Raw genomic sequence first — 25,484 nt, forward strand, 5'->3', positions numbered from 1 at the left:
CGGGGCCCGCGCGACCTGAAGGAGGCCCGATGAGGCTGCACCGCCTGGACATCACCGCCTTCGGGCCTTTCGGAGGCACCCAGAGCGTCGACTTCGACGAGTTGTCGGCGGCCGGGCTCTTCCTGCTGCACGGGCCGACGGGCGCGGGCAAGACGTCCGTCCTCGACGCCGTCTGCTACGCGCTGTACGGGGCGGTCCCGGGCGCCCGCCAGAGCGGCCAGGGCCAGACCCTGCGCAGCGACCACGCGGCACCCGCGACGCGCACCGAGATCACTCTCGAACTCACCGTCGCGGGACGCCGGTTGGAGGTCACCCGGCAGCCGCCCTGGGCCCGCCCCAAGAAGCGCGGTACGGGCACGACCACCGAAAAGGCGCAGAGCTGGCTGCGCGAGTACGAGGCGTCGGCGGGCACCTGGAAGGATCTCAGCCGCTCCCACCAGGAGATCGGCGAGGAGATCACCCAACTGCTCGGCATGAGCCGTGAGCAGTTCTGCCAGGTCGTGCTGCTGCCCCAGGGCGACTTCGCCCGCTTCCTGCGGGCCGACGCCGAGGCCCGCGGCAAGCTGCTCGGCCGGCTCTTCGACACCCACCGCTTCGCAGAGGTCGAGAAGCGGCTCGCGGAGCGGCGCCGGGCCACCGAGGCCGAAGCGCGGGAGGGCGACGCGGCGCTGCTCGCCGACGCGCACCGTATGCAGCAGGCCGCCGGAGACATCGTCGAGGTGCCGCTGCCCGATCTCGCACCCGGTGAGCCCGGTCTCGCCGAGGCCGTCCTGACCTGGGCCGCCGTGGCCCGCAGCACGGCCCGCGAGCGGCTGACCCTCGCGCGCGGCGCACGTACGGCCGCGGAGTCCGCGCAGACCGCGGCCGACCGCGTACTCGACGACGTACGCGAAGTCGCCCGGCTGCAGCGCAGGTTCACCGAGGCGCGGGAGCGCGCCGCGCGGCTGGAGGAGCGCGCCGACGCCCATCAGGAGGCGCAGGCGCTGATGGAGCGGGCGCGCAAGGCGGAGGCGGTGGCCCCCGCGCTCGATCTGCGCGACGCCGCCGAGGCCGAGCACCGGAGCGCGGCGACGGCCGAGGCACGCGCGCGTCTCGCCCTGCCGGACACCTACGCCGGAGCCGGTGCGCCCGGGCTGGCGGCGGCGGCGCGCAAGGCGGCCGAGGAGCTCGGCGGCCTGGAGTCGGCCCGCAGGGCGGAGCGCCGACTCGGCGAACTCACCCAGGAGCGCGCCTCCCTGGACCGCCAGGAGCGCGAGGACGACGACGTCCGCCAGGACGCCGAGAGCTGGCTCGCCACCTGGGAGGCGACCCGGGCCGACCTCCAGGCGCGCATCGAGTCCGCGCAGGAGGCCGCCACGCGTGCGGAGCAGCTCGCCGTACAGCGCGATCCCGCCCAGGCGCGGCTCAGGGCGGCCCGTCGGCGCGACCAGTTCGCCCGGGACGCGGCCGCCACCCACGCCCAGGCCCTTGCCGCCCGTGAACGAGCGACCGACGCGCGGGCCCACTGGCTCGACCTGAAGGAACAGCGTCTTCAGGGCATCGCCGCGGAACTCGCCGCCGGTCTCGTCGACGGCGAGCCCTGCGCCGTGTGCGGCGCCACCGAACACCCCGAGCCCGCGCGCAGGATCGACGGACACGTCGACCGGGAGGCCGAGGAGCGGGCGCTCGACGCGTACCAGCGTGCCGACGAGCAGGCCACCGCGGACGAGCGGCGGCTCGGCGTCGTACGCGAGGCGGTGGCGGCCGCCACCGCCGAGGCGGGCGACGCGCCGACCGCACAACTCGCCGAACAGGCAGACGAGTTGGAGCGGCACTACGCCGAGGCGCGGGCTGCGGGATCCGGACTGCACGCCGCGCGGGAGCGGCTCGCGCATGCCGGGCTCGAGCGCGAGCGGCGGGTCGTGGCCCAGCAGGAGGCCGCACTGCGCGCCGCCGCCCGGGTCTCCCACCGGGACCGGAACGACCGCGAAAGGGCCTCCCTGGAGGAGGAGTTGACGCAGGCCCGGGGCGCCGCCGACAGCGTCGCCGCGCGCGCCGCCCAGCTGGAGCGGCAGGCCGCGCTGCTCACGCAGGCCGCGGACGCTGTGCGCGCGGCCGAGGATGCCGCGCAGCGTCTCAAGGACGCCGACGCGCGCCTGTCCGACGCGGCCTTCCGCGCCGGGTTCGACACCCCCCAGGCCGCGGCCGCCGCGCTGCTCGACGACGCAGCCCACCGGGACCTCCAACGACGCCTCGACGCCTGGCAGTTGGAGGAGAGCGCGGTACGTGCCGTGCTCGCCGAGGCCGACACGGCCGCCGCCGCACGGCAGCCGGCCGCCGACCTGGCCGCCGCCGAACGGGCCGCCGAGTCCGCCGCCCGACGGCTGCGGGAGACCGCCTCCGCCCAGGACGAGGCCGCCCGCCGCTGCGCGGAACTGGACCGGCTGTCCACGCGCGCGGGCACGTCCGTGCGCCGGCTCGCGCCGCTGCGCGAGGAGTTCGACCGGGTGGCACGCCTGGCCGGGCTGGCCGCGGGCACCTCGGCGGAGAACGAGCGCAGGATGCGGCTGGAGTCGTACGTCCTCGCCGCCCGCCTGGAACAGGTGGCCGCCGCCGCGACCGTACGGTTGCAGCGCATGTCCTCCGGGCGCTACACCCTCGTCCACTCCGACGACCGCGCGGGCCGTGGCCGCAGCGGACTCGGACTGCACGTCGTGGACGCCTGGACCGGCCGGGAGCGCGACACGGCGACGCTCTCCGGGGGCGAGACGTTCTTCGCCTCGCTCGCGCTGGCCCTCGGCCTCGCGGACGTCGTCACGGACGAGGCCGGTGGAGTGCGGCTGGACACGCTCTTCATCGACGAGGGCTTCGGCAGCCTCGACGACCAGACCCTGGACGAGGTCCTCGACGTGCTCGACTCACTGCGGGAGCGTGACCGCAGCGTGGGCATCGTCAGCCACGTCGCGGACCTGCGGCGGCGTATCCACGCCCAGCTGGAGGTCGTGAAGGGCAGAACGGGATCGGTCGTACGGCAGCGGGGCGTCCAGGACTGAAGCGGGGCGTCCAGGACCGATTCGGCGGCCCGGCGTGGGCCGGGTCAGCGGGGGATCAGTGACCCAAGGGGCGCCGGGGGAGCGGTGAGGAGTACACGACACTCGTGGTCACCGAACCCAGGGTGCCGATCCTGCCGGAGATCTCCTCCAGGTGGCTCATCGAGCGCGCCGCGACCTTGATGACGAAGCAGTCGTCGCCCGTGACGTGGTGCGCCTCCAGGATCTCGGGCGTCGCCCCGACGAGGTCGTGGAACGGTTTGTAGTTGCCGTTCGGGTAGCGCAGCCGCACGAAGGCCAGGATCGGCAGACCGAGGCGCTCCGGGTCGACGACGGCCGCGTACCCCTGGATGACGCCCGCCTCCTCCAAGCGGCGCACCCGCTCGGTGACCGCGCTCGCGGACATCGAGACGGCACGGGCCAGCTCCGCGAAGCTGGCCCTGCCCTCGCGCTGGAGGACATCGAGGATGTGCCAGTCGGTGGCGTCCGGGGAATACGCGGTCATGAGCGATGGATAGCAGGGAAATCCCCGGCCGATCAAGAGTGATGCCGTGGATCCCCACTTCAGGAAGAGGATCACCGACCGTAGATTTCTGGCCAGGAAGTCCCCGTGAGACCGGTACGGCGAAGGTGCCGGTCCGGCGGGGGCAGGGAGGAAAGGCCAGACCATGACTGTGACCGGCGGCACCACTGTGACCAGCACCGCGACCATGACGAACGCCGTTCTGCGCGTCGCCCCGGCGTCCCCGGCCGCGGCCGTCGCCCACTTCGGCGCCTGCCTCGCCTTCCACGCCGACGTCTCCGACGTCGCCTCCGCGCTCGCGGCCGGCGGCGACCCCGGCTTCGTGGTCCTCGACTCCCGCTCGACCGCGTCCTGGGACCAGGGGCACGTGCCCGGCGCGATCCATCTGCCCACCGCGCTCGTCCCCGAGCAGGCCGAGCGGCTCCTCGACAAGTCGGTGCCCGTCGTCACCTATTGCTGGGGACCCGGCTGCAACGGCGCGACCCGCGCCGCCCTCGCCCTCGCCGAACTCGGCTTCCAGGTCAAGGAGATGCTCGGCGGCTTCGAGTACTGGGTGCGCGAAGGTTTCGCGTACGAGACCTGGGAGGGAGACGAGCGGCGCGCGGCGGACCCGCTGACGGCTCCGGTGGACGCGGCGGACTGTGGCTGTTGACCGCTCCTGGGGTCCTAGTGCCGCGGCAGGCAGCGTTTGCCCGTCAAGGAGCGGCGCCCGGTGCGTGCTCTGGGCGTGCCGGCCGGAAGTCCTCGTACTGGACGTACTTGGGCTTTCGGCCGGTGCGGCGAGTGGGGGCACCTCCCGCGCCCTTGAGGCAGTGGGGGAGCGTGCCGGGCGTCGCGACGGGGCGAACGTTGCCTGCTGCGGCACTAGGTCCGAGGGAGGGTCGTTGCGAGGCTGACGAACGAGCGGATGAGCGGGGTGGTGTGGGCGCTGTTCCACGCGATGACGAGGTCGCTGGGCGGGGCATCCACCAGGGGGATCACCGTGAGGCCCTCGGGCAGGGCGTGGGAGTGGGCGAGGGGCATCAGCCCGACGGTGTCGTTCCACAGGACGGACTGGAGGCATTCGTGGGCGGTGCGGATGACGGGTCCGTCACGGCGCCCGTAGGCATCGGGTGGGCCCGTCCAGAAGGCCTGCCACACCGGGTCCGTTCCCTCCGGGAACCGGAACCAGCGGCGGTCGGCGAGTTCGTCCAGGCGCAGCCGGTCGCGGTCGGCCAGCGGGTCGTCGGCGCGCAGGACCACGCCGACCGGGTCCGACCGCAGCACACGGGTGGTGATGCCGGTGTCGTCGAACGGCGCCCGGGTCAGGGCCACGTCGACAAGGCCGGCCCGCAGTCCGATGGTCGGGTCGGTCAGGTCGGCCTCGCGGATGTGGATGCGTACGGCGGGGTGTCGGTGCCGGTAGACGGCGGCCAGCCGGGTGCCGGCCTGCTCGGCGCTGTCGGCGAGGGTGCCGATGGTCAGGGTGTCCGGGCCGGCCGCGGCGGCCACCCGGGCCCGCGTCCGGTCGGCCTGCGCCAGCAGGGCGCGTGCCTCGTCGTGGAGCAGGGCTCCGGCGGGGGTGAGGGTGACGCCCGCGGGTGAGCGCCGCAGCAGTGCGCAGCCGAGGTCGGTCTCCAGCTGCTTGACGGCCCGGCTCAGCGGGGGCTGGGTCATGTGCAGTCGTGCGGCGGCCCGGCCGAAGTGGAGTTCTTCGGCGACTGCCACGAAGTAGCGCAGGGTCCGCAGCTCCATCGTCGCTCCATCGCTGTTCCGAGACGCTCTCTCGGCCGCTCTCAACTGCGACGATACCCGCGTGGTATCGGGGTGGCGAGATCGGTGTTGGACGCCTCCGTGCGTCCCGCGCTGGACTGGTGGCTCAGCGCAACACCGAGGAGTCGCAGTGTCCGAGGAAACGGTGACGACGGATCCCGTCGTCCACGTCGAGGGTGTTCAGGAGCTGGCCCGTGACCTGGTGGTCATTCCCGACCGGCGGGTGCCTCTCGTGCCCAACATCGGCGTCATCGGCGGTCGCAGCGCCGTGCTCGTCGTCGAGACCGGGATGGGCCCGCGCAACGCCGAAAAAGTGCTGGAGTTCGCGGCCGACCATGCCAAGGGACGTCGGCTGTACCTGACGACGACGCATTTTCACCCCGAGCACTCCTTCGGGGCGCAGGTCTTCGCCGGGGAGGCGACGTTCCTGCTCAACCGGGATCAGGCCGAGGACCTGGAGGTGAAGGGGCCGGGATACCTGGAGATGTTCAAGGGGCTCGGCAAGACGGTCGCACGCCGGCTCCAGGGTGTCGAACTCGCGCGGCCCGATGTCGTCTACGACCAGGCGTACGACCTGGACCTGGGCGGGCGGGTGGTGCAGCTGAGGGCCACCGGCCGGGCCCACAGCAGGGGCGACCAGGTGGTCAGGGTGCCGGACGCGGACGTCCTGTTCACGGGGGACCTCGTGGAAGCCGGGCAGTTCGCCATCTTCCCCTGGTTCCCGCCGCACGACACCGACACGTCCGGAACCCGCTGGATCGCGGTGATGGAGAAGCTGGCGGCCGAGAGCCCCGGGATCGTGGTGCCCGGCCACGGCGAGATCGGCGGTGCGCGGCTGCTGGCCGACGTGCGCGACTACCTTCGGCTGCTGCGGGACGAGACCTGGGCCCGCCGCGACTCGGCCCTCGACGAGCGGACGATCGTGGAGGAGATCTCGGCGCTGATGACCGAGCGGCACCCGGAGTGGGTCGGCCAGGAGTGGATCGAGAAGGGCGTCGGCTGTCTGTGCTCCGAACACGCCGAGCACGCCCGGTAGGTCCGGAACTCCCCGTACTTGATACGCGGCGTACTTGATACGCGGCGTACTTGATACGCGGCGTACTTGAGGTGCGGCGTACTTGAGGTGCGGCGTACTTGAGGTGCGGCGTACTTGATACGCGGCGGCCGGGCCCCGTCGTCGTGGGGAGCCCGGCCGCCGTCCGTGACCGTCAGAGCTGGGACAGTTCGTCCACCAGGTCGTCCAGGCCCAGCGACCCCTGCGACAGGGCCGCCATGTGCCAGGCCTTGGCGTCGAAGGCGTCCCCGTGCCGCTTCTTCGCGTTCTCGCGGCCCCGTAGCCAGGCCCGCTCACCGAGCTTGTAGCCGATGGCCTGACCCGGGATGGAGAGGTAGCGGGTGAGTTCGCTCTCCACGAAGTCCGCCGGACGGCTGCTGTGCGCGCCGAAGAACTCCTGAGCCAGCTCCGGGGTCCAGCGCTCGCCCGGGTGGAAGGGGGAGTCCGCTGGAATCTCCAGTTCCAGGTGCATGCCGATGTCGACGATGACCCGGGCCGCGCGCATCATCTGCGCGTCCAGGTAGCCGAGCCGCTGCTCCGCGTCCTCCAGGAAGCCCAGCTCGTCCATCAGCCGCTCCGCGTACAGCGCCCAGCCCTCGGCGTTGGCGCTGACGAGACCGACGGTGGCCTGGTAGCGCGAGAGGTCGTCGACCACGTACACCCACTGGGCGAGCTGGAGGTGATGGCCGGGGACGCCCTCGTGGTACCAGGTCGAGACGAGGTCGTACACGGGGAAGCGGGTCTGCCCCATGGTGGGCAGCCAGGTGCGGCCGGGCCGCGAGAAGTCCGCGGACGGTGCGGTGTAGTACGGGGCCGCCGCACCGCCGGGTGGTGCGATGCGCGACTCCACCTTCCGCACCGGCTCGGCGAGTTCGAAGTGGGTGCCGTCCAGTGCGTCGATCGCGCGGTCCATCACGTCCTGCAGCCACGCCTGGACCTCGTCGACGCCCTCGATGTGCCTGCCGTGCTCGTCGAGGTGTGCGAGCGCCACCCAGGGGGTCTCGGCGCCGGGCAGGATCTTCTCGGCCTCGGACCGCATCTCCGCGAGCAGCCGGTGGTACTCGGACCAGCCGTACGCGTACGCCTCGTCGAGGTCGAGGTCCGTACCGTTGAAGTAGCGCGTCCAGCGCGCGTACCGCTCGCGGCCCACGGTGTTGGGCGCGCCCTCGATCGTCGGCGCGTAGACGTCACGCATCCAGTCGCGCAGCTCCACCAGGGCCCGCGTGGCCGTCCGGGCGGCCGTGTCCAGCTCCTCCCGCAGGGCTTCGGGACCCGCGGACACGAAGTCCTCGAACCAGCCGTGGCCCTGCCCGTCCGGGTCCGACCACTCGGTGAGCTGCTCGATGAAGGTCGCGGTGGGGCGCGGGCCCGCGTACAGCTTGCGCTCCAGCCCGAGGGCGAGGGACTCGCGGTACCCCGTCAGCGCGGTCGGCACCGCGCGCAGCCGCTCGGCGATCGCGGCCCAGTCCTCGTCCGTCTCGGTCGGGGCGATGGTGAACACCTGGCGCACGGAGTGCGCGGCCGTCTGCATGTTGCCGACGGCCCGCAGGCCCTCGTCGGCGTCGTGGACGGCCAGTTCGGCTGTGAGCCGCTCGCGCAGCAGCCGGGCGCAGCGGCGCTCGACGTCGCTGTCCGCGCCCGGTCGCCGCTCCGCCTCGTCGAGCCGGGCGAGCGTCGTACGCGCCAGCTCCGCGACGGCCTCCTGCCCCGCGGGCGAGGTGTCTGGGAGCTTTCCGGCACTCTCCTTCACACCGAGGTAGGTACCGAGGACCGGATCGAGGGCGATGAGTTCGTCGACGTACGCGTCGGCGACCTCGCGGGGCAGCGGGCTCTTCGTCTCTGACATGCCGACATCCTCATACGGGGACGGGTGCCGCGTCAGCCCGGTCGACCGGGCACGGGGCCGACATCAGCTTGATTTTGCCGAGGGCGAGGCCGAGGGCGGGGCGGGCGGGAGGAGGGGGCCGCAGTCCCACTGCTGGAAGATCAACCGGGTCTCCACGCGGGCCACTTCGCGCCTGGACGTGAACTCGTCCAGGACCAGCCGCTGCAGATCTGCCATGTCCGCGACCGCGACCAGGACCAGGTAGTCGTCGGGCCCGGTGAGATGGAAGACGGTCCGGGACTCGGGCAGCGCCCTGATCCGCTCCACGAACGGCCCCACCAGTTCCCGCCGATGTGGTCTGACCTGCACGGACAGCAAGGCCTCCAGGCCTCGCCCGAGCTTCGCCGGATCGAGACGCAGCTGATGGCCGAGAATCACCCCCGCGCGGCGCAGCCTCGTCACCCGGTCCAGACAGGTCGAGGGCGCGACTCCGACCTGCGCGGCCAGATCGCGGTACGTCGTCCGTGCGTCGTTCTGGAGCAGCCGCAGCAGATGAAGATCGACCGGATCGAGTACGACGGATTCAGCCATGGCCCGAACGTAACACGGAGTGTGCGGCCGGGGTCCCGTCCGGTGTTCAGTCTGCTGTGCATGGAATCCGTGGTGCACGACGCATACGACGCTCAGGACGACCCCTACGACGTTCAGGACACCCGTGTCCCGGCGCCCCGCGCCCGAGCCCTCGCCACCGAGGCCGTGCACGCCGGGCGGGAGGACCTCGCCGGGCTGGGGCTGCACGCCGCGCCGATCGACCTGTCCACGACCTACCCCTCGTACGACAGCCGCGGCGAGGCCGCCCGCATCGACGCGTTCGCGGCCGACGGCGCCGAACCGGAGGGCCCGCCCGTCTACGGCCGCCTAGGCAACCCGACCGTCGCCCGTTTCGAGACCGCCCTCGCCCGCCTCGAAGGCACCGAGAGCGCGGTCGCCTTCGCGAGCGGTATGGCCGCGCTGAGCGCCGTACTGCTCGTGCGCGGCGCGCTCGGCCTGCGCCATGTCGTCGCCGTACGGCCCCTGTACGGCTGCAGCGATCACCTGCTGACCGCCGGACTGCTGGGCACCGAGGTGACCTGGGTCGACCCGGCGGGCATCGCGGACGCCCTGCGCCCGGACACCGGGCTTGTCATGGTCGAGACCCCGGCCAACCCGACGCTCGCCGAACTCGACCTGCGCGCCGTCGCGCACGCCTGCGGCTCCGTCCCGCTGCTCGCCGACAACACCTTCGCCACACCCGTGCTGCAACGCCCCGCCGGACAGGGGGCCCGCCTGGTCCTGCACAGCGCCACCAAGTACCTGGGCGGACACGGGGACGTCATGGCCGGAGTGGTGGCCTGCGACGAGGAGTTCGCGCGGGGACTGCGCCAAGTGCGCTTCGCGACCGGCGGTGTGCTGCATCCGCTGGCCGGATATCTGCTGCTGCGGGGCCTGGCGACCCTGCCCGTACGGGTCCGGGCCGCGTCCGCGAACGCCGCGGAACTCGCCTCTCGGCTCGCCGCCGATCCGCGCGTCGACCGCGTCCACTATCCGCGGATCGGCGGGGCCATGATCGCCTTCGAGGTCCACGGCGACCCGCACGAGGTCGTCGCCGGGGTCCGCCTGATCACCCCGGCGGTGAGCCTCGGCAGCGTCGACAGCCTGATCCAGCATCCGGCGTCCATCAGCCATCGCATCGTGGCCGCCGCCGACCGCCGCGAGGCGGGGGTCAGCGACCGGCTGCTGCGTCTGTCGGTGGGGCTGGAGGGCGTGGAGGACCTGTGGGCCGACCTGGACGGTGCGCTGGGGCGGTGACCGGTGGGAGGAGGCCCTGGGCAGGGTGCCCGGGGCCTCGCGGCGTCCGCCGTGCGCCGTCCTACTTCTTCTGCCCCTGCTTCTGCGCCTGCCTGTGTCCTTGGTCGTACGGCAGTCGGGACGTCACCGGTGTGGCGTCCAGGCGGGCCGTGATGACGAGGGTGCCCTCCTCGATCTGGTAGTCGAGGGGGAGATCCAGGCCGCGCATGGCGGCGACCATGCCGGTGTTGGAGGCCTGCGTGACGGCGTACACGCTCTCGCAGCCCGCTTCGACGGCCATGGTCACGAGACGGCCGAGCAGTTCGCCGCCGATGCCGCGCCGCTGCCAGTCGTCCTCGACGAGCAGCGCGATCTCCGTCTCGTCGCCGTCCCAGAGGAGATGGCCGAGACCCACGACGCGTCCCGACGCCGTCTGCACGGCGAGGGTGCGCCCGAAGCGAGGACTGAGCAGGTGGTTCAGATAGCGGTCCGCGTCCCCGACCGGCCCGTGGTACCGCATGTTCAACGTGCTCGAGGAGCAGCGCTCGTGCATCGCCTTCGCCGCGTCGAGGTCGGAGACGTCGGCGCGACGCACGGTGATCGCGTTGCCCTCCGGCAGTGTCAGCATGTCCTGGCTGAGCGGAATGCGCGGACCCAGCCGCGCGTCCAGCTCCACCAACGCCCGCGCCCGAGCGAACTCGGTCGGCGTGAACGGCAGATACGGCCGTTCCACCGTGATCACCCCACCCTCCGGTGCGCGCAACCGCATCACCGTGTCTTCCAGCACTCCTTCGACCGGCGCACCCTCCTCCGCCCGGCTCGACCCGGGGGAGCGGGCGGGCAGCGAACGAATGGTGCACCTACCGAGCAACTGCCGGAGGGCCAGCGGAAGTTCCGCCGCGTCCAAAGCGGTGCGCGTGGCCAGTCCCAGGACGCGCGTCGGAGCGTCCACCAGGTCGTGGGCGTCGGCCCGCTCGATCCAGGTCCCGGTGCCACCCGCCAGCGAGAGGGCGCGGGTCATCTCGGACGCGGCCAGCTCGGCGGGCGCGCGCAGCAGGAACTCGTCGACCGTGCCCGCGGCGAGCGGGTGCGTCTGCAGGCTCAGGATGTCGACCCGCTGGTGGGCCAGCGCCGTGCACAGCGCGGCCAGCGATCCCGGTTCGTCCTTCACCGTCGTCCGCATCCGCCACAGGACGGTCGCCCCCGTGACGGCCTCCGGCATCGCCTGGGCCCGGTCGGCCTGCCCGGCCGGTCGCCCCACGGCGAGTGTCCGGGTACCGGTATCGTCCGCCGGCGGGGCGTGACCGTGGCGGCGTGCCCACCAGGTGTGGAATCCGGCCGTGGCCGCCAGGACCACGGACGAGATCACCAGCAGGGCCGGACCGTCGGGTCCGTGTCCGATCAGATTGGCGACGGCGTCGGCGACCGCGACGGCCGTGAACAGCGCGGCGAGCTCGACCACGTCGCGTCGCCAGTGGTGGACGGGGCGTCCGTGCTTCGCCCGGGTCACATCAGACATGTCTGGAGTCATGCAGCCACTGTGAAGGAGTGGTGTTGCGTGATCACGAACGGCCTGTGACTGATCGGTAAAGTGTCGTTCTATCCTTTTTGCGGTTCTTTTTGCGCTTGTTTTGCCTGCCTCGGAGCGCCTGGCTTACGCGCCTGGTCACGAGAGTGGCCGCGCACCGGGGGATGACTCCGGTGCGCGGCCCAACCCTTACAGGGTACGGGAGTTGGGCGCGGTCACTGACCTATGTGCCCCGGCTGCAACACCTGTTTGACTGCTCCTCTCCCTGAAGGGAGGGGATTCCTGGCTCAGGCCGCCCCCTGGAGCGGCGCTCCAGGAGGTCTTACGCCCTCGACACCAGCCGGGGCCAGACCAGCCCGGACGAGCATCACACGCGCGGAGTTCTTGTCCCTAGGGGACACCGCTTTGCATATGGTGCAGGTGTAGGTACGTTGCGACAGCGGCAGTGCGTGCTTGGTTCTCGCTCCGCACGATCCGCAGTCCATGGTGGTATGCGCGGGATGCACCAGGCGGACATCCCGCCCGTGCTTGCGGCCCATCTCGACCAGAGCCTGCTTGGTGGCGCCGATCGCGGCATCCGCCGCCTTGCGGGCCATGGTGGTCCTGGCCAGGAACTTCGGGCGGAAGTCCTCCACCGCGATCGCGTCGTGGTCGCGCACGACCTTCTTCGCCCACTTGCGGCCTGTGTCCTGCCGCTGCCGGGCGATCTTCTGGTAAGTCTTCGCCCGCCACTTCTTCGCCTCGCGGTAGCCGCTGGAGGCGGCCTGCCCCTTCCTGGGTTTGCGGTGGGCCATCATGCGGTCGTACCGGGTCAGCCTGGCCTGTGCCTTCCGGCCGTGCTCGACGTGCGGTAGGTCGTGGGCGGCGCTGGTGGTGGTCGCCGTCTCCTTCACCCCCCAGTCGATCCCGATCACCCGACCGGTCCGCAGCAACGGCTCGGTCTGGACGGGGACGACGAACAAGGCGTACCAGTGCCCGACGCTGTCCTGGTACACACGCACCGAGGAGGGCTCGGCGGGCAGTTCGCGGGACCACACCACGCTCAGGACGATCCCGCCCGCCAGGTGCAGGCGCCCGTCCTTCAGCCGGAAGCCGCGCCGGGTGTAGTTCAGCGTGGGCAGCGCCTCGCGTTTCTTCTTGTGCTTCGGCATCCCGGCCCGGCGGTGCATCGGCAGCCGCTGCCTGGTGTCCTTCAGGGCTTTCGCGCGGGACGTGCCGAAGTCCCGGATGAGCTGCTGCTGCGGCACCGAGGAGCCCTCGGCCAGCCACGGCACCACTGTGCGGGCCTGGGTCAGCATCCTGTCCAGCCGGGCGGGGCCGCACTTCTCCCCGTCGGCGTGGGCCTTCTTGGAGCGGGCCACGCACTCGTTCCAGACCCACCGGCACCGGTCCCACTCGGCCAGCAGCCCCGCGCGGGCCGTGGACGACACCCGCAGCCGGTACGTGTACCGGGCATGCCCGACCCCGTCGGCCCCCTTCACCGCCACCACGGCGTCACCCCCACCCCGCCCTGTATCACCCGACTCCCGCCAAGCGACCGTACGTGCGACACCCGCACACCCGCACCCCCCTTCCGTCGCAACCACCCCAACCAGCGGACAAAGGCATACCCGTTCGTTATTACCCGGCTCCGTCGGCGGACCCTACCGGCGCTCCGCCCCGGGGAGCCGGATACGGCGACGCTCCTCATCGCCGTCACAGGATGCGATTCCCCCCGGCGTGAACGCCGGGGCCTCCTCGCAAGAGACCAGGTGAACAACTGGCCCCGCCGACAAGGGAACCGGCATCCGCCTCCACGCCGGCATGTCCCACGGATGCCCCGTCCACGCCACCCGCCCGGCCGCCGAGCCCACCGCTGCGCGCGGGGGTCGTCGCCCACGGTCCAGTCCCCCTCCACTCGTGTGAGGCTTCCGGCCGGGGGTTTTGTGCGACGTCCCCGGCCCGGAGGATTTATGCGATGCCCCCAACCCGGGTGTCTTTTGCGAGGGCCTCGGCCTGAGTGTCTTGTGCGACGTCCTCGGTCCGGGTGTCTTGCGCGATGGTCTCGCCTCGGGTGGCTCATGCGGCACTGTGTACGCCGCCGCCGGTCGGCGCCGGTGCGTACGGCGCCGACCGGCGGCGGCGGTGTCCTGGTCGGCGCGGGCATCGCCCCGGGCTCCAGCGCGCGGCGCCTCACCCGGCGTCGCTCAGCGGCTGCCGTCGAGGATGACGCGGGCGACAAGCGCGGGGTCGTCGTTCATCGGGACGTGGCCGCAGCCGGGCAGCCGCACCAGGCGGGCCCGGGGAATGATGTGCTTGGCCCGGATCCCCTGGCGGCGCACCAGCAGCCGGTCCCGGGTACCCCAGGCCACGGTGACGGGTAGCCCCGGGATGTCGTCCGTGAACTGGACGGTGGTGCCGGCCCGGAGGGTGTCGGCGAAACCCTCGGCGTGGGCCAGCGCGAGGGTCTCGGCGACGACGGCCTCGGGTGAACGGCGGCCGGGCCGGGCGTAGATGGTGCTGGTCAGGGCCGCCCGCCCGGTCGCCGAGCGGGAGAGCCGTTCGATCACCGGGAGCGGCAGGCGCCGCGCGCCCTGTCGCATCGCGAGCAGCACACCGAAGGCGTAGCGCCGCTCGACCGGCGACCAGAACCCGGCGGGCGAGAACGCGGTGACGGAGCGTACGAGCTTCTCGCGCCCCAACTCCAGGGCCAGCAGGCCGCCCAGGGAGTTGCCCGCCACGTGCGGACGCTCGATCTCCAGCGCCTCGCACAGCGCGCCGAGCACGGGCACCACCGTCCCGAGGTCGTGCGTCAGCCCGCCGGGCAGCGCCGGGGACTCGCCGAATCCCGGCAGGTCGACGGCTATCACCTCCCGCTCGGCGGCCAGGATGTGCACGACCGGGTCCCAGGCCTGCCGGTGGTGGCCGATGCCGTGCAGGAGGAGCAGCGGTTCTCCGGTGCCCACACGCGCGTAGGACATGGTCACGGTCCGCGGACCGTGCGCGGAGGGAAGGCTGAAGGAGACCGTGGCGGACATGATGCTGCTCCTCGTCTGGTGACACGCTGACGAACCGTCTTCGTAGACAGCTTGTCAGCAACCGCTACCGACGGGTAGCCCCCGGTCGCCGTCACCTGGAACTGCTCGCCCACGCCGTCCGACTCGACGGGCGACAGCCGGCCACCCGCCCGCCGGCCGCTGGTTTTTGTGCTCCGAAAGGCACCGGCGCCGCCTGGACACGGCGGAACGTGTCGGGATGGGATGGAGCCGTGGCCATCGACACCGCGACCGAGGTCTTCGAAGAGCACCGCCCCGTCCTGATGGGCGTCGCCTACCGCATGCTGGGGCGGGTGGCCGACGCCGAGGACGTCGTCCAGGAGGCCTGGCTGCGCTGGTCCGGCGCCGACCGGTCCGAGGTGCGCGAGCCATGCGGCTACCTGGTGCGCATCGCCACCCGGCTCGCCGTCGACCGGCTGCGCCAGGTGAAGTCGCGCAACGAGGCGTACGTCGGACCGTGGCTTCCCGAGCCGTACGTCACCGACTTCGGGGACACCGCCCCCGACACCGCCGAACGGGCCGTGCTCGCCGACTCCGTCTCGCTCGCCGTCCTCGTCGTCCTGGAGTCCCTGTCACCCCTGGAGCGCGCGGTGTTCGTCCTCAGGGAGGCGTTCGGCTACCCGTACGCGGACATCGCCGCCGTTCTCGACCGGGGGGAGCCCGCCGTGCGCCAACTCGCCGGACGGGCACGCAGACACGTCGAGGAACGACGGCCGCGCTACGAGGTCGATCCGGCCGAACGCCGCGACCTGACCGAGCGGTTCCTCGCTGCGGCGGCCGAAGGCGACCTGGAGGGGCTCCTGTCCCTGCTGGCCCCGGACGTTCGCCTGATCGGCGACAGCGGCGGACTGTCGAAGGCGCCGCTGCGGGTCATCGAAACCGCCGACAAGGTGGGCCGCTTCATGTACGCCGTCGCCCAGAAGGGCGTTCCCGACCCGTCGTACCGCCCCCTGGAGCTCAACGGCGGCGCCGCGCTCCTCGTGCTCTCCGGCGGCCGGCCCGACAGTGTCGTGCAGCTGGATGTCGTGGACGGCCGAATCCAGTGCGTTTACATCATGCGCAACCCCGAGAAGCTGGCGTCCCTGGGTAGGCGGTAGCCGCCGCGGTGCCCTACCGCACCATCGAAGGCCCCCGTCATCTGGACGGGGGCTTTCGGCGTTGTGTCACGAACGTCGCCCCCCGCGAACGCCCTGTGAACGCTGTGCGGCATGGCGTCTGTGCAATCCGTAAGGGATCGAGGATTGGTCTTGACCAAGGGTGGGGGCGGGCCTATGGTCGCAGAGATAGTGCAAGAACCTTTAATAAACAAGGGCGCTAAAACGCCGCCGGGCCACGGCGATTGCGGAGGACAGGGTGGGGACCACGCAGCTGGAAACGGTGCCGGAGCCGAAGTACTGGCATCTCAAGACGGTGCTCACCGAGGCATTGGACTCTGAGTTCTCCGTGGGCGAGATCCTGCCCAACGAACGCGATCTCGCGGCCAGGTTCGGCGTCGCCCGGGCCACACTGCGCCAGGCGCTGGAGCAGCTGGAGCTCGAAGGGCGACTGCAGCGCCGCCGCGGGGTGGGCACGACCGTCGCCCCGCCGCGGGTGGGCGTGGCCGTCGGAACCGAGCAGCACGTGTGGCCGGGGGCGGTCGGCGACGCCTGGCGGCCCACGGACTGCGCGGTGGCGGTCCCGCCCGCCGCGGTGGCCGACGCCCTGGAGACGGACCCCGACGACCAGGTGCACACCATCCGCCGCTCCCGTATGACGCACGGCCAGCCGGTCGCCGCCGAGCTGCTCTACATCCCGGCGTCCTCGGTGCCCGGCCTCCCCGCGATCGACGCCCCGTCGGGGGCCACGCTCGCCCGTGCCGTGCTGCGCGAACTGCAGCACCTCGACCTGGAGGGCCAGAACCGCGCCGTGGAGCTCGGCTCGGCCCGCGCGGACGACGCCAAGGAGCTCGACCGGCTGCCCGGGGCGCCCGTTCTCGTCGTCACGACCCGTTACTTCGCCAAGGGGCGTACCGCCGCGGTCTCCGTGGCCACCTACCGCGCCGACACCTGCCGGCTGACCTTCGGCGACTCCGGCGGCATGGAGATCCACCACGATCCTGAGCGCCGGGCCTCCTGAGCCGCGGCACAGGTCTCGGCCGTCACGCCCCGGAACACCCCGGGGCGTGACGCTTTTTTGTTCCCGTGAGACCGCTGGTCAGCGGCGTGCGGTCACGGTCCCCTCCACCGCGAACAGCTGCTCCTCGACATGATCGAGAGCCAGCCGCAGGGCGCCCGTCGCGACGGCCGCCTCGCCCAGCAGGGAGAGCGCCACCTTGGGCGGGCGCAGACAGTAGCGCGCCAGCTCGCGCCGCAGTGGTTCCAGCACGCCGTCCAGACCGGCGGCCCAGCCGCCGACGACGACCAGTTCCGGGTCGAGGGCGAGGACGAGGGCCGCCACGTCGTGCACCAGTCGCTGGATGAAGCGGTCGACCGCCGCGCGGGCCCGCAGGTCACCGCCCTTGGCCAGCGCGAAGACCTCGGCGACGGCCTGCTCGTCGAGCGGGTGCAGGGGTTCGTCCGTGGTCGACAGCAGCGTCTCGGGGGTGGCTCCGCGGCCCAGCAGATGCAGCGCCCCGATCTCCCCGGCGGCGCCCCCGTAGCCCCGGTGCAGCCGCCCGCCGATCAGCGAACCGGCCCCCGGACTCAGCCCGGCCAGCACGAACACCATGTCGTCCGACTCCGTCGCCGACCCCTTCCAGTGCTCGGCGACCGCCGCCGCGTTGGCGTCGTTCTCCACGAGCACCGGGCATTTGAAGGAACGGTTCAGTCGGTCGCCGAGGCGCAGCCCCGTCCACTCCGGCAGCGCCGTGCCCAGGCGTACGGTGCCGTCCGCCTCGACGATCCCCGGGCTGCCCACACCGACCGCCCGCAGGGAGCTGCGGGCGACACCCGCGCGGCGCAGCAGGTCGGCGACCGCCGTACGCAGCCGTTCCAGCCGCTCGTCCGCCGACGCGGTCTCGTCCACGTCCTTGGACATGGCGCCCAGCACCCGGCCGTCCAGATCGGCGAGGAGCCCGGCGACACGATGGGGACCGATCTCCAGGCCCAGCAGATGGCCCGCCTCGGCCCGGAACCGAAACCGCCGCGCGGGACGGCCCTGGCGCCGTGCGGCGCCCTCCTCGGCCGCCTGCTCGACCACGAGCCCCGCCTCGATCAGCCCTTCCACGACACCTTCGACCGTGGGCCGGGACAACCCGGTCACCCGGGTGATCTCGGTCAGTGTCGCGCAGTCCGTGGCACGCAGCGCGTGCAGCACGACAGCGGAATTGATCCTTCGCAGCAGAGAGGGGTCCCCGCCGGTCAACCGCCCCAACGTCCGTCCTCCCAGCTCGCGCGCGTGTTGGCCGGATCGTACTCGGCGCGGCGCGCCCCGGCGAGAGCCGGGGACCTCCTTTACTACCGACCGGTCGCTTCGGCTACCGGCGGACCACCGTCTCAGCCCGGAGCCACGAACCCCGACTCGTACGCCGCGATGACCGCCTGCGTGCGGTCCCGGGTGCCCAGCTTCGCCAGTACGGCGCTGACGTGCGACTTGACCGTCTCGGTCCCGACGATCAGCCTCCCCGCGATCTCCGCGTTCGACAGCCCCCGGGCCATCAGCCGCAGCACCTCGGCCTCACGCTCGGTCAACTGGGCTCGCTCCATCACCGCGCGCGCCGCCCGGTTCCCGCCGTCGTCGCCGTATTCCACGGCCAGCTGCCGCACGGAGGCCGGGAACAGCAGCGACTCGCCCTCGGCCACCAGCCGCACCGCGTGCACGATCTCGGTCGGCCGCGCCCGCTTCAGCAGGAACCCGTCGGCACCGGCTCGCAGCGCCTCGTACACGTACTCGTCGTTCTCGAAGGTCGTGATGACCAGGATCTTCGGCGGGTCGTCGACCGTCCGCAGCACCGCGCGCGTGGCCTCGATTCCGTCCAGGAGCGGCATCCGTACGTCCATGGCGACCACGTCGGGCCGCAACTGCCGCACCAGCGGGATCACCGCCGCCCCGTCGGCGGCCTCCCCGACCACCTCGATGTCCGGCTGCGCCTCCAACACGGCCCGCAGACCCGCGCGTACGAGGGGTTCGTCATCGACCAGGAGAACGGTGACCGGCATCCGGCCAGCCTAGTGCCGCGTCGGCAGCTCCGCATGCACCTGCCAGTCACCCTCGTCCGGCCCGGTCCGTGCCCGGCCCCCGAGCAGCGCCGCGCGCTCACGTATGCCCCGCAGACCACTGCCCCGGCCCGGACCGGATATCGCCGCCGTCAGCGGATTGCGCACCTCCAGATCGAGGGTGCCGTCGGCCACCCGGATACGGACCCGGACGGGGACGGATCCCGCGTGCCGCAGCACATTGGTCAGCGCCTCCTGCAGAATCCGGTACCCCTCCCGGGAAACCGGCCCCGGCACGGTGTCCAACGGCCCGGTCACCTCCGCGCCGACCTTCGCACCGGAGGCCCGCGCGGACTCCAGCAGCCGGTCGGCGTCCGCCAGCGTCGGCCGGCTGCTCACCGGCCGCTCCACCTCACGCAGCACGCCCAGCACGCGCTCCAGGTCCTCCAGCGCGGCCCGGCCGGTCTCCTCGATGGCGCCCAGCGCGCGTTCGGTGAACTCCGGGTCGCCCGCCGCCCGGGCCGCGCCCGCCTGCACCACCGCCACCGTCAGCGCGTGCCCGATGGAGTCGTGCAGCTCACGGGCGATGCGATTGCGTTCCAACAGTTGCTCGGTGCGCTCCTCCAGCGCGGCGAGCCGCTCCGCACGCGAGGGGCCGAGTAACTGCCGGGCCAGCAGTGTGGCCAACTCGCCGAGGCCGACCACCACGCCGTACATCGCGATCAGGGGAAGCGGTGCCAGGACGGCGTATCCCCAGTGCGGTCGAGCGCTGCTGAGGACGGGGACGCCGTCCGGCACTCGTCCGACGGCCAGCCCGACGAGCGTGACGGACAGGATCGGCCCCCATACGGTGATGGGCCCCGCCACCCACCCCAGAGCCATCCGCGCCTCCAGCCACAGCATCGTGTGGCCCCGGTCCCGCCAAGTCGTCGACGGTGCCACGGAGATCCCCGTGTCCTGCCTGCCCGGTGTCAGCAGCAGCCGCGCCTGCACACCCTCGCCCATCCGCACCGCCGGGATCAGGGCGACAGGGATCAGCAGCAGCGCGGGCACATACGGCTTCGACGCGTCGATGAACATCCACACACTGACGATCAGCATCGGCACCCAAAGGTGCAGCAGACGCGTATACGTCGTCCCCCGCAACAGCGGGCGCAGGAAGCGGGCCATTGCGACATCGTGACAGCCGGCACCGACCATCGGCGTCCCCCGGGCGGGGGAGACGATCTCCACCGTCGGGGGAGGAGCCGATCCCCCTGAACGGCCAGGCTGTTGGGCATGACCAGCATCGACGTACGAGACCTCACCAAGGAGTACGGCACCCGCCGGGCCGTGGACCACCTCACCTTCAGCGTCCGGCCCGGCAAGGTCACCGGCTTCCTCGGCCCCAACGGCGCCGGAAAGTCCACCACCATGCGCCTCGTCCTCGGCCTCGACCGGCCCGCCTCCGGAACCGCGACGATAGGCGGCCGTACCTACGCCACCCTTACCGAGCCGCTGCGCCAGGTGGGCGCCCTGCTCGACGCGCAGGCCGCGCACGGCTCCCGCACCGGCCGGGACCATCTACGGGCCCTGGCGGCGAGCAATCGCATTCCGGTCGGCCGGGTCGACGCGGTGCTGGAGGAGACGGGACTCGCGTCGGCCGGGCGGCGCCGGGTGAAGACGTACTCCCTCGGCATGCGCCAGCGGCTGGGCATCGCCGGTGCCCTTCTCGGCGACCCCGAGGTGGTCCTGCTGGACGAGCCGTCGAACGGCCTCGACCCCGAAGGCATCGTCTGGATCCGCGAGTTGCTGCGCCGGCTGGCGGCGGAAGGCCGCACGGTCCTGGTCTCCAGCCACCTGATGAACGAGACCGCCTCCTTCGCCGACCACCTCGTGGTCCTCGGGCGGGGACGACTCCTGGCCGACACCCCCATGCGGGACTTCATCGACGCGCGCGTGCAACCCCACGTACGCATCCGTACGACGGACGCCGGGGCCCTCAAGGACGCGCTCGCCCGGCACGGACACGACGCCGTGCAGGACGAGGACGGGGCCTGGACCGTGCCGCACCCACGCGTGGACGACATCGGGACCCTGCTGTCCGCCGCCGGTGTCCCGATCCTCGAACTGGCGGCCACCGCAGGCACGTTGGAGCAGGCCTACCTCGATCTGACGGCCACCGAGACCGAGTTCACCGCACAGCACCAGGAGGCCTGACCCATGGCATTCACGCCCGTGTTCCGCTCCGAGTGGATCAAGATCCGCACCCTGCGGTCACTGCTCGCGGCGCTCGCCACGATCCTCGCGGTGACGGCACTCTTCTCCGCGCTGGCCTCGTCCGACTCCGGCGGTGACGACTTCGACCCGCTCTTCTCGGCCTTCTTCGGCGTCAGCTTCGGACAGATCGCGGCGATCGCGTTCGGCACGACCGCCGTGTCGTCCGAGTTCCAGGGCGGAGCACTGCGACTGTCGCTGGCCGCGGTGCCCCACCGGGGGCGCTGGTTCGTGGCCAAGGCGACCGCGATCGCCGTGCCCGTGCTGACCGTCGGCCTGATCACCGGCCTCGTCACGCTGGCGGTGGGCCACGCGGTCCTGGGCACCAAGGCCGACGGCCTGAGCCTGGCCGAGGAGACGCGTGGCGCGGTCGGCTGCGCCGTCTATCTCACGCTGATGGCGCTGTTCGCGGCCGGACTGACGGCGTTGCTGCGCAGCGGAGTGGCGACGCTGAGCATCCTCGTACCGTTCCTGCTGATCGTGTCCTTCGTGGTCGGGGACATGTCGAACAACATCGCGGACCTCCTCCCCGACCGGGCCGGTCAGGTCGTTCTCCACGAGACCTGGGACGGCGCCCTGGGCCCCTGGACCGGGCTCGCGGTGACCGGGCTGTGGACGGCGGCGGCGCTCGCGGCGGGGGCGTGGAGCGTACGGCGCCGGGACGCCTGACCTCGGGCAGACGCCGGCGCCCCGCCAGTTGTCAGTGGTGGCCGGTTTACTGGAGCCATGGACATCACGCACTGGCTGGCCACGATCGACCTGCTGTGCGCCCGGGACTTCCCCGCGGAGCACGGCAGGACGGACGTGGGCACGGGGGGACCCGGCTATCACATCGCCGAGTTACAGACGAGCGGCGACTTCTGGGAGGACGACGGGACGGAGCGGGAGGAGACCGAGGCGCAGTACGAATGCGACCGGGACGGACTCGGTGAGCGGCTGACCGAGCGCTGGGGAGCGCCCGATGTCATCAGCCTGGAGAGCACGTTCGAACGTGCGCAGGACGACGAGGACATACCGGAGCCCTGGGCCTCCCTGAGCTCGCACGTGCCGAACGTACAGCTGTGGAGGCTGCCCAAGACGGGCCGGTGGATGGCCCTTGGCGTATCCCAGTGGGACAAGGAACTCCCGTTCCAACTCTTGGCCACCGTCACGGAGATTGCCCCACCATGACCCGCTAGCCCCGCGCAGCCTCCCGCAGCCGCCCGAACTCCTCCGCCATCGTCTGCGCCGTCCAGTGCGCGTTCAGCCCGCTCGGGTTGGGCAGCACCCACACGCGTGTGTCGCCGAACGTCCGCTCCTGCGGCCCCACTTGGGCCTTGCGATCGTCGAACGCGGCCCGGTAGGCGGTCACCCCGAGCACGGCCAGCCACCGCGGCTTCCACCCCGTCATCCTCGACGCCAGCAGCCGCCCGCCCTCGCGGTACTCCTCCGCACTCAGCTCGTCGGCCCGTGCCGTCGCCCGCGCCACCACATTCGTGATGCCGAGCCCGTACGACAGCAACTCCTGCTGCTCCGACGGTCTCATGAGCCTCGGCGTGAACCCGGACAGATGCAGCACCGGCCAGAAGCGGTTGCCGGGCCGGGCGAAGTGGTGGCCCGTCGCCGCCGTCATCAGACCGGGGTTGATACCGCAGAACAGCACACCGAGGCCGTCCGCGACGACGTCCGGTACGAGACGGTCGCGGGCGGCCTCCAGCTCCGCCTGGGTGAAGCGGGTCAGAGGATCGCCCCCGGCGTGTAGCCCGCGGCCTCCGGGTGCTGCTTCACGATCTCCTCGACCCGGGCGACGACGGCGGCGACCTGCTCGGCCGCGGCACCGGTGAAGGACAGCTTGTCGGCCATCAGTTCGTCGAGGCGCGCACGGTCGAGCGGGATGCGCTCGTCGGCGGCGAGCTTGTCGAGGAGTTCGTTGCGCTCGGCGCCCTGCTCGCGCATGGCGAGGGCGGAGGCGACGGCGTTCTCCTTGATCGCCTCGTGCGCGACCTCACGGCCGACACCCGCGCGCACCGCGCCCATCAGGACCTTGGTCGTCGCGAGGAACGGCAGGTAGCGGTCCAGCTCGCGCGCGACGACGGCCGGGAAGGCGCCGAACTCGTCGAGGACGGTGAGGAAGGTCTCCAGCAGACCGTCCAGCGCGAAGAACGCGTCGGGCAGCGCGACCCGGCGGACCACCGAGCAGGACACGTCGCCCTCGTTCCACTGGTCGCCCGCCAGCTCGCCCGTCATCGAGGCGTAGCCGCGCAGGATGACCATGAGGCCGTTGACACGCTCGCAGGAGCGGGTGTTCATCTTGTGCGGCATCGCCGAGGAGCCGACCTGGCCGGGCTTGAAGCCCTCGGTCACCAGCTCGTGCCCGGCCATCAGCCGGATCGTCTTGGCTGTCGAGGACGGCGCGGCCGCCAGCTGTACCAGCGCGGTCACGACCTCGTAGTCCAGCGAGCGCGGGTAGACCTGGCCGACGGAGGTGAAGGCCTGCGAGAAGCCGAGGTGCCCGGCGATCCGCTGCTCCAGCTCGGCGAGCTTCGCCGCGTCCCCGCCCAGCAGGTCGAGCATGTCCTGCGCGGTGCCGACCGGGCCCTTGATGCCGCGCAGCGGGTAGCGGCCGAGCAGCTCCTCGACGCGGCCGTACGCCACGAGCAGCTCGTCGGCGGCGGTCGCGAAGCGCTTGCCGAGGGTGGTGGCCTGGGCGGCCACGTTGTGCGAGCGGCCGGCCATGACCAGCTCGGCGTACTCGCCCGCCAGCTTGCCGAGCCGCGCCAGGACAGCCACCGTACGGTCGCGCATCAGCTCCAGCGAGAGCCGGATCTGCAACTGCTCGACGTTCTCGGTGAGGTCCCGCGACGTCATGCCCTTGTGCACGTGCTCGTGCCCGGCGAGGTCGTTGAACTCCTCGATCCGCGCCTTCACGTCGTGCCGTGTGACCTTCTCGCGCTCGGCGATCGAGGCCAGGTCGACCTGGTCGAGGACGCGCTCGTAGTCGGCGAGGGCGGCGTCCGGGACCTCGATCCCGAGGTCCTTCTGCGCTCGCAGCACGGCGAGCCACAGCTGACGCTCCAGCTTTACCTTCTGCTCGGGGGACCAGAGCGTGGCGAGCTCGGCGGAGGCGTAGCGTCCGGCGAGGACGTTGGGGATACGGGGCTTTGCAGGCGCGGCAGTCACGTGGACGGAGTTTACCCGCCGTCCGGAGGGACTCCGGAACGTCCGTACGCTCCGGAGCCCAGGTCAGCGGTGGTGGCCTGGGCCGGAGGCCCAGGGCTTGCCCTAGGGGAGGATGCCGTCGCAGGCGATCGGCAGATGGCGTGGTCCGCGCAGGACTGCGTTCTGCCGGTAGGGCGGCGGGTCCTCCAGCAGCCGGGGGTTCTCCAGTCTGCGGGCCAGCTCGCTCAGCGCGAGCTGTGCCTCAAGGCGGGCCAGCGGAGCCCCGAAGCAGCTGTGGATGCCGCTGCCGAAGCCGAGGTGCTGGATGTCCCCGCGGTCCGGGTTGAACCGGTCCGGATCCTCGAAGCGGTCGGGGTCGCGGTTCCCCGCCGCCAGCACCAGCCACAGCGACGCGCCCTTGGGAATGGTGACCCCGCGGACCTCGATGTCGGCGACCGTGGTGCGCTGCGGCACCAGCTGCACCGGCGGCTCGAACCGCAGCAGCTCCTCGACGATGGGGACGGCCAGGTTCGGGTCCTTGCGCAGCCGCTCCAGCACGTCGGGGTTGCGCAGGAGGGTCAGCATGCCGTTGGTGATGAGGTTGACCGTCGTCTCATGGCCGGCGATCAGCAGGAGTGCCGCGGTGCTCAGGACCTCCATCGTCGTCATGACACCGTCCGGCCCTCCCGCCGTGGACAGCTGGGACAGCATGTCGTCACCGGGCTTCTTGCGGCGTTCCTCGATGAGCCCGGCCAGATACATGCCCAGCTCGGTGCGGGCGTTGTGGGAGACCTTGGCGCGCTCGTCGGCGTCGGCGCCCGGGACGGGGTCCAGGCTGGCGGCGATCGTGTCCGCCCAGGAGTGGAAGCGCGCCTCGTCCTCGCGCGGCACCCCCAGCAGCCGGCAGATCACGGTCACGGGGAAGGGATAGGAGAACTGGTCGACCAGATCGATCTGGTTCGGGTTGTCGATGCCGTCGATGAGCCCGGAGACGATGTCCTTCAGCTCGCCGTGCATCTCGTGGACACGCCGCGGGGAGTGCGGCGGCCCGAACGGCCGGTTCGTCATGCGCCGCAGCCGGTCGTGCTCCGGCGGGTCGAGCCGCAGGAAGCTCGGCGGAAGGGCCGTCTCCTCGTCCGCCTCGGCGGCCAGTGGGCCTCCGGCGACCGGCGTCTTCAGATTGCGGGCGTCGGAGCTGATGCGCGGATCGTGGAGCAGGCTCTGGATGTCGTAGTACTTGCTGACGACGAACGGCCCGTCCGCGTCGTGGTACACCGGCGTCTTGCGCAGCTCCGCGTACAGCGGATACGGATCGGCACGGTGGGCGTAGTCGATGATCTGCCGCAGGATGGCTTCGGTCATGAGTGCGTCCTAGGGAACGTCG

At 72.0% G+C, this 25,484-nt stretch carries 22 protein-coding genes; 9 read left to right on the forward strand and 13 right to left on the reverse strand.

What is annotated here, in order from left to right; all coding sequences use genetic code 11:
• The first annotated feature begins 29 nt into the window (after positions 1-29).
• On the forward strand, positions 30-3,032 hold the full coding sequence (locus OG819_RS28780; protein WP_266651517.1) for an SMC family ATPase: 3,003 nt from the start codon (positions 30-32) through the stop codon (positions 3,030-3,032).
• A 55-nt stretch (positions 3,033-3,087) separates the two neighbouring features.
• Here the strand turns inward: OG819_RS28780 and OG819_RS28785 are convergent, their stop codons facing one another.
• Complete coding sequence (locus tag OG819_RS28785) at positions 3,088-3,534, reverse strand: Lrp/AsnC family transcriptional regulator (RefSeq protein ID WP_266622849.1); 447 nt, start codon at positions 3,532-3,534, stop codon at positions 3,088-3,090.
• A 163-nt stretch (positions 3,535-3,697) separates the two neighbouring features.
• On the opposite strand from OG819_RS28785, the gene OG819_RS28790 reads away from it, so the two are divergent.
• Positions 3,698-4,204 (forward strand): rhodanese-like domain-containing protein, encoded by a 507-nt coding sequence (locus OG819_RS28790; RefSeq protein ID WP_266622848.1) that lies wholly within the window; start codon positions 3,698-3,700, stop codon positions 4,202-4,204.
• Positions 4,205-4,416: 212 nt separating this feature from the next.
• Here OG819_RS28790 and OG819_RS28795 read toward each other — a convergent pair whose 3' ends face one another.
• Positions 4,417-5,286 carry a LysR substrate-binding domain-containing protein gene (locus OG819_RS28795; RefSeq protein ID WP_266651518.1) on the reverse strand — a complete coding sequence of 290 codons (870 nt, stop codon included), beginning with the start codon at positions 5,284-5,286 and terminating at the stop codon, positions 4,417-4,419.
• 148 nt (positions 5,287-5,434) lie between these two features.
• On the opposite strand from OG819_RS28795, the gene OG819_RS28800 reads away from it, so the two are divergent.
• Complete coding sequence (locus OG819_RS28800; RefSeq protein WP_266651519.1) at positions 5,435-6,340, forward strand: MBL fold metallo-hydrolase; 906 nt, start codon at positions 5,435-5,437, stop codon at positions 6,338-6,340.
• A 172-nt stretch (positions 6,341-6,512) separates the two neighbouring features.
• Here the strand turns inward: OG819_RS28800 and OG819_RS28805 are convergent, their stop codons facing one another.
• Both OG819_RS28805 and OG819_RS28810 read right to left on the reverse strand, forming a co-directional pair.
• A complete protein-coding gene (locus OG819_RS28805) occupies positions 6,513-8,204 on the reverse strand; it encodes a DUF885 domain-containing protein (protein ID WP_266651520.1) in 1,692 nt (563 codons plus the stop codon).
• Between the two features lie 63 nt (positions 8,205-8,267).
• On the reverse strand, positions 8,268-8,774 hold the full coding sequence (locus tag OG819_RS28810; RefSeq protein ID WP_266622842.1) for an Lrp/AsnC family transcriptional regulator: 507 nt from the start codon (positions 8,772-8,774) through the stop codon (positions 8,268-8,270).
• A gap of 60 nt (positions 8,775-8,834) precedes the next feature.
• Here OG819_RS28810 and OG819_RS28815 point away from each other — a divergent pair, with 60 nt between their 5' ends.
• Entirely contained in the window at positions 8,835-10,031 is a 1,197-nt protein-coding gene (locus OG819_RS28815; RefSeq protein ID WP_266651521.1) for a PLP-dependent transferase, read from the forward strand.
• Between the two features lie 61 nt (positions 10,032-10,092).
• Here OG819_RS28815 and OG819_RS28820 read toward each other — a convergent pair whose 3' ends face one another.
• From OG819_RS28820 to OG819_RS28830, 3 genes are all read right to left on the reverse strand, one after another.
• Positions 10,093-11,529 (reverse strand): GNAT family N-acetyltransferase, encoded by a 1,437-nt coding sequence (locus tag OG819_RS28820; RefSeq protein WP_266651522.1) that lies wholly within the window; start codon positions 11,527-11,529, stop codon positions 10,093-10,095.
• 296 nt (positions 11,530-11,825) lie between these two features.
• The gene (locus OG819_RS28825; protein WP_266652869.1) at positions 11,826-13,025 is read right to left on the reverse strand and encodes a transposase; all 1,200 of its coding nucleotides are present in this window, start codon (positions 13,023-13,025) and stop codon (positions 11,826-11,828) included.
• Positions 13,026-13,724: 699 nt separating this feature from the next.
• Entirely contained in the window at positions 13,725-14,555 is an 831-nt protein-coding gene (locus tag OG819_RS28830; RefSeq protein ID WP_266651523.1) for an alpha/beta fold hydrolase, read from the reverse strand.
• A 230-nt stretch (positions 14,556-14,785) separates the two neighbouring features.
• Here OG819_RS28830 and OG819_RS28835 point away from each other — a divergent pair, with 230 nt between their 5' ends.
• Both OG819_RS28835 and OG819_RS28840 read left to right on the forward strand, forming a co-directional pair.
• A complete protein-coding gene (locus OG819_RS28835) occupies positions 14,786-15,670 on the forward strand; it encodes an RNA polymerase sigma-70 factor (protein ID WP_266651524.1) in 885 nt (294 codons plus the stop codon).
• Positions 15,671-15,926: 256 nt separating this feature from the next.
• The gene (locus tag OG819_RS28840; protein ID WP_266651525.1) at positions 15,927-16,688 is read left to right on the forward strand and encodes a GntR family transcriptional regulator; all 762 of its coding nucleotides are present in this window, start codon (positions 15,927-15,929) and stop codon (positions 16,686-16,688) included.
• A gap of 78 nt (positions 16,689-16,766) precedes the next feature.
• On the opposite strand, the gene OG819_RS28845 is transcribed toward OG819_RS28840, so the two are convergent.
• The 3 genes from OG819_RS28845 to OG819_RS28855 all read right to left on the reverse strand — a co-directional run bounded on the left by OG819_RS28845 (position 16,767) and on the right by OG819_RS28855 (position 19,876).
• Positions 16,767-17,924 (reverse strand): ROK family transcriptional regulator, encoded by a 1,158-nt coding sequence (locus tag OG819_RS28845; RefSeq protein ID WP_266622831.1) that lies wholly within the window; start codon positions 17,922-17,924, stop codon positions 16,767-16,769.
• 122 nt (positions 17,925-18,046) lie between these two features.
• Positions 18,047-18,709, reverse strand: a complete 663-nt coding sequence (locus OG819_RS28850) for a response regulator transcription factor (protein ID WP_266651526.1) — start codon at positions 18,707-18,709, stop codon at positions 18,047-18,049.
• Between the two features lie 9 nt (positions 18,710-18,718).
• Positions 18,719-19,876: a histidine kinase gene (locus tag OG819_RS28855; RefSeq protein ID WP_266651527.1), complete on the reverse strand. Its 1,158-nt coding sequence runs from the start codon at positions 19,874-19,876 to the stop codon at positions 18,719-18,721.
• A gap of 108 nt (positions 19,877-19,984) precedes the next feature.
• On the opposite strand from OG819_RS28855, the gene OG819_RS28860 reads away from it, so the two are divergent.
• Genes OG819_RS28860 through OG819_RS28870 form a run of 3 tightly spaced genes read left to right on the forward strand, consistent with a single transcriptional unit; the run spans position 19,985 to position 22,132 of the window.
• Entirely contained in the window at positions 19,985-20,905 is a 921-nt protein-coding gene (locus OG819_RS28860) for an ATP-binding cassette domain-containing protein (protein WP_266651528.1), read from the forward strand.
• A gap of 3 nt (positions 20,906-20,908) precedes the next feature.
• Positions 20,909-21,631 (forward strand): ABC transporter permease subunit, encoded by a 723-nt coding sequence (locus OG819_RS28865; RefSeq protein WP_266622825.1) that lies wholly within the window; start codon positions 20,909-20,911, stop codon positions 21,629-21,631.
• A gap of 57 nt (positions 21,632-21,688) precedes the next feature.
• On the forward strand, positions 21,689-22,132 hold the full coding sequence (locus OG819_RS28870) for a hypothetical protein (protein WP_266651529.1): 444 nt from the start codon (positions 21,689-21,691) through the stop codon (positions 22,130-22,132).
• 4 nt (positions 22,133-22,136) lie between these two features.
• Here OG819_RS28870 and mug read toward each other — a convergent pair whose 3' ends face one another.
• The 3 genes from mug to OG819_RS28885 form a co-directional block, all read right to left on the reverse strand.
• Positions 22,137-22,682, reverse strand: a complete 546-nt coding sequence (gene mug / locus OG819_RS28875) for a G/U mismatch-specific DNA glycosylase (protein WP_266590979.1) — start codon at positions 22,680-22,682, stop codon at positions 22,137-22,139.
• Positions 22,679-24,121 (reverse strand): adenylosuccinate lyase, encoded by a 1,443-nt coding sequence (gene purB, locus OG819_RS28880; RefSeq protein WP_266622821.1) that lies wholly within the window; start codon positions 24,119-24,121, stop codon positions 22,679-22,681. The genes mug and purB overlap by 4 nt, the downstream gene beginning before the upstream one ends.
• A 102-nt stretch (positions 24,122-24,223) precedes the next feature.
• Positions 24,224-25,462, reverse strand: a complete 1,239-nt coding sequence (locus OG819_RS28885; RefSeq protein WP_266651530.1) for a cytochrome P450 — start codon at positions 25,460-25,462, stop codon at positions 24,224-24,226.
• Positions 25,463-25,484: the final 22 nt, after the last annotated feature.

Origin of the sequence: Streptomyces sp. NBC_01549 (genome assembly GCF_026339955.1) — a bacterium.
Taxonomy (GTDB): domain Bacteria; phylum Actinomycetota; class Actinomycetes; order Streptomycetales; family Streptomycetaceae; genus Streptomyces.

Excerpts from the sequence above, each read along its gene's own strand:
- OG819_RS28780 (WP_266651517.1), top strand. The coding sequence starts at position 30 with ATGAGGCTGCACCGCCTGGACATCACCGCCTTCGGGCCTTTCGGAGGC.
- OG819_RS28785 (WP_266622849.1), bottom strand. The coding sequence starts at position 3,534 with ATGACCGCGTATTCCCCGGACGCCACCGACTGGCACATCCTCGATGTC.
- OG819_RS28790 (WP_266622848.1), top strand. The coding sequence starts at position 3,698 with ATGACTGTGACCGGCGGCACCACTGTGACCAGCACCGCGACCATGACG.
- OG819_RS28795 (WP_266651518.1), bottom strand. The coding sequence starts at position 5,286 with ATGGAGCTGCGGACCCTGCGCTACTTCGTGGCAGTCGCCGAAGAACTC.
- OG819_RS28805 (WP_266651520.1), bottom strand. The coding sequence starts at position 8,204 with ATGTCAGAGACGAAGAGCCCGCTGCCCCGCGAGGTCGCCGACGCGTAC.
- OG819_RS28810 (WP_266622842.1), bottom strand. The coding sequence starts at position 8,774 with ATGGCTGAATCCGTCGTACTCGATCCGGTCGATCTTCATCTGCTGCGG.
- OG819_RS28815 (WP_266651521.1), top strand. The coding sequence starts at position 8,835 with ATGGAATCCGTGGTGCACGACGCATACGACGCTCAGGACGACCCCTAC.
- OG819_RS28820 (WP_266651522.1), bottom strand. The coding sequence starts at position 11,529 with ATGTCTGATGTGACCCGGGCGAAGCACGGACGCCCCGTCCACCACTGG.
- OG819_RS28830 (WP_266651523.1), bottom strand. The coding sequence starts at position 14,555 with ATGTCCGCCACGGTCTCCTTCAGCCTTCCCTCCGCGCACGGTCCGCGG.
- OG819_RS28850 (WP_266651526.1), bottom strand. The coding sequence starts at position 18,709 with ATGCCGGTCACCGTTCTCCTGGTCGATGACGAACCCCTCGTACGCGCG.
- OG819_RS28855 (WP_266651527.1), bottom strand. The coding sequence starts at position 19,876 with ATGGCCCGCTTCCTGCGCCCGCTGTTGCGGGGGACGACGTATACGCGT.
- OG819_RS28860 (WP_266651528.1), top strand. The coding sequence starts at position 19,985 with ATGACCAGCATCGACGTACGAGACCTCACCAAGGAGTACGGCACCCGC.
- OG819_RS28865 (WP_266622825.1), top strand. The coding sequence starts at position 20,909 with ATGGCATTCACGCCCGTGTTCCGCTCCGAGTGGATCAAGATCCGCACC.
- OG819_RS28870 (WP_266651529.1), top strand. The coding sequence starts at position 21,689 with ATGGACATCACGCACTGGCTGGCCACGATCGACCTGCTGTGCGCCCGG.
- OG819_RS28885 (WP_266651530.1), bottom strand. The coding sequence starts at position 25,462 with ATGACCGAAGCCATCCTGCGGCAGATCATCGACTACGCCCACCGTGCC.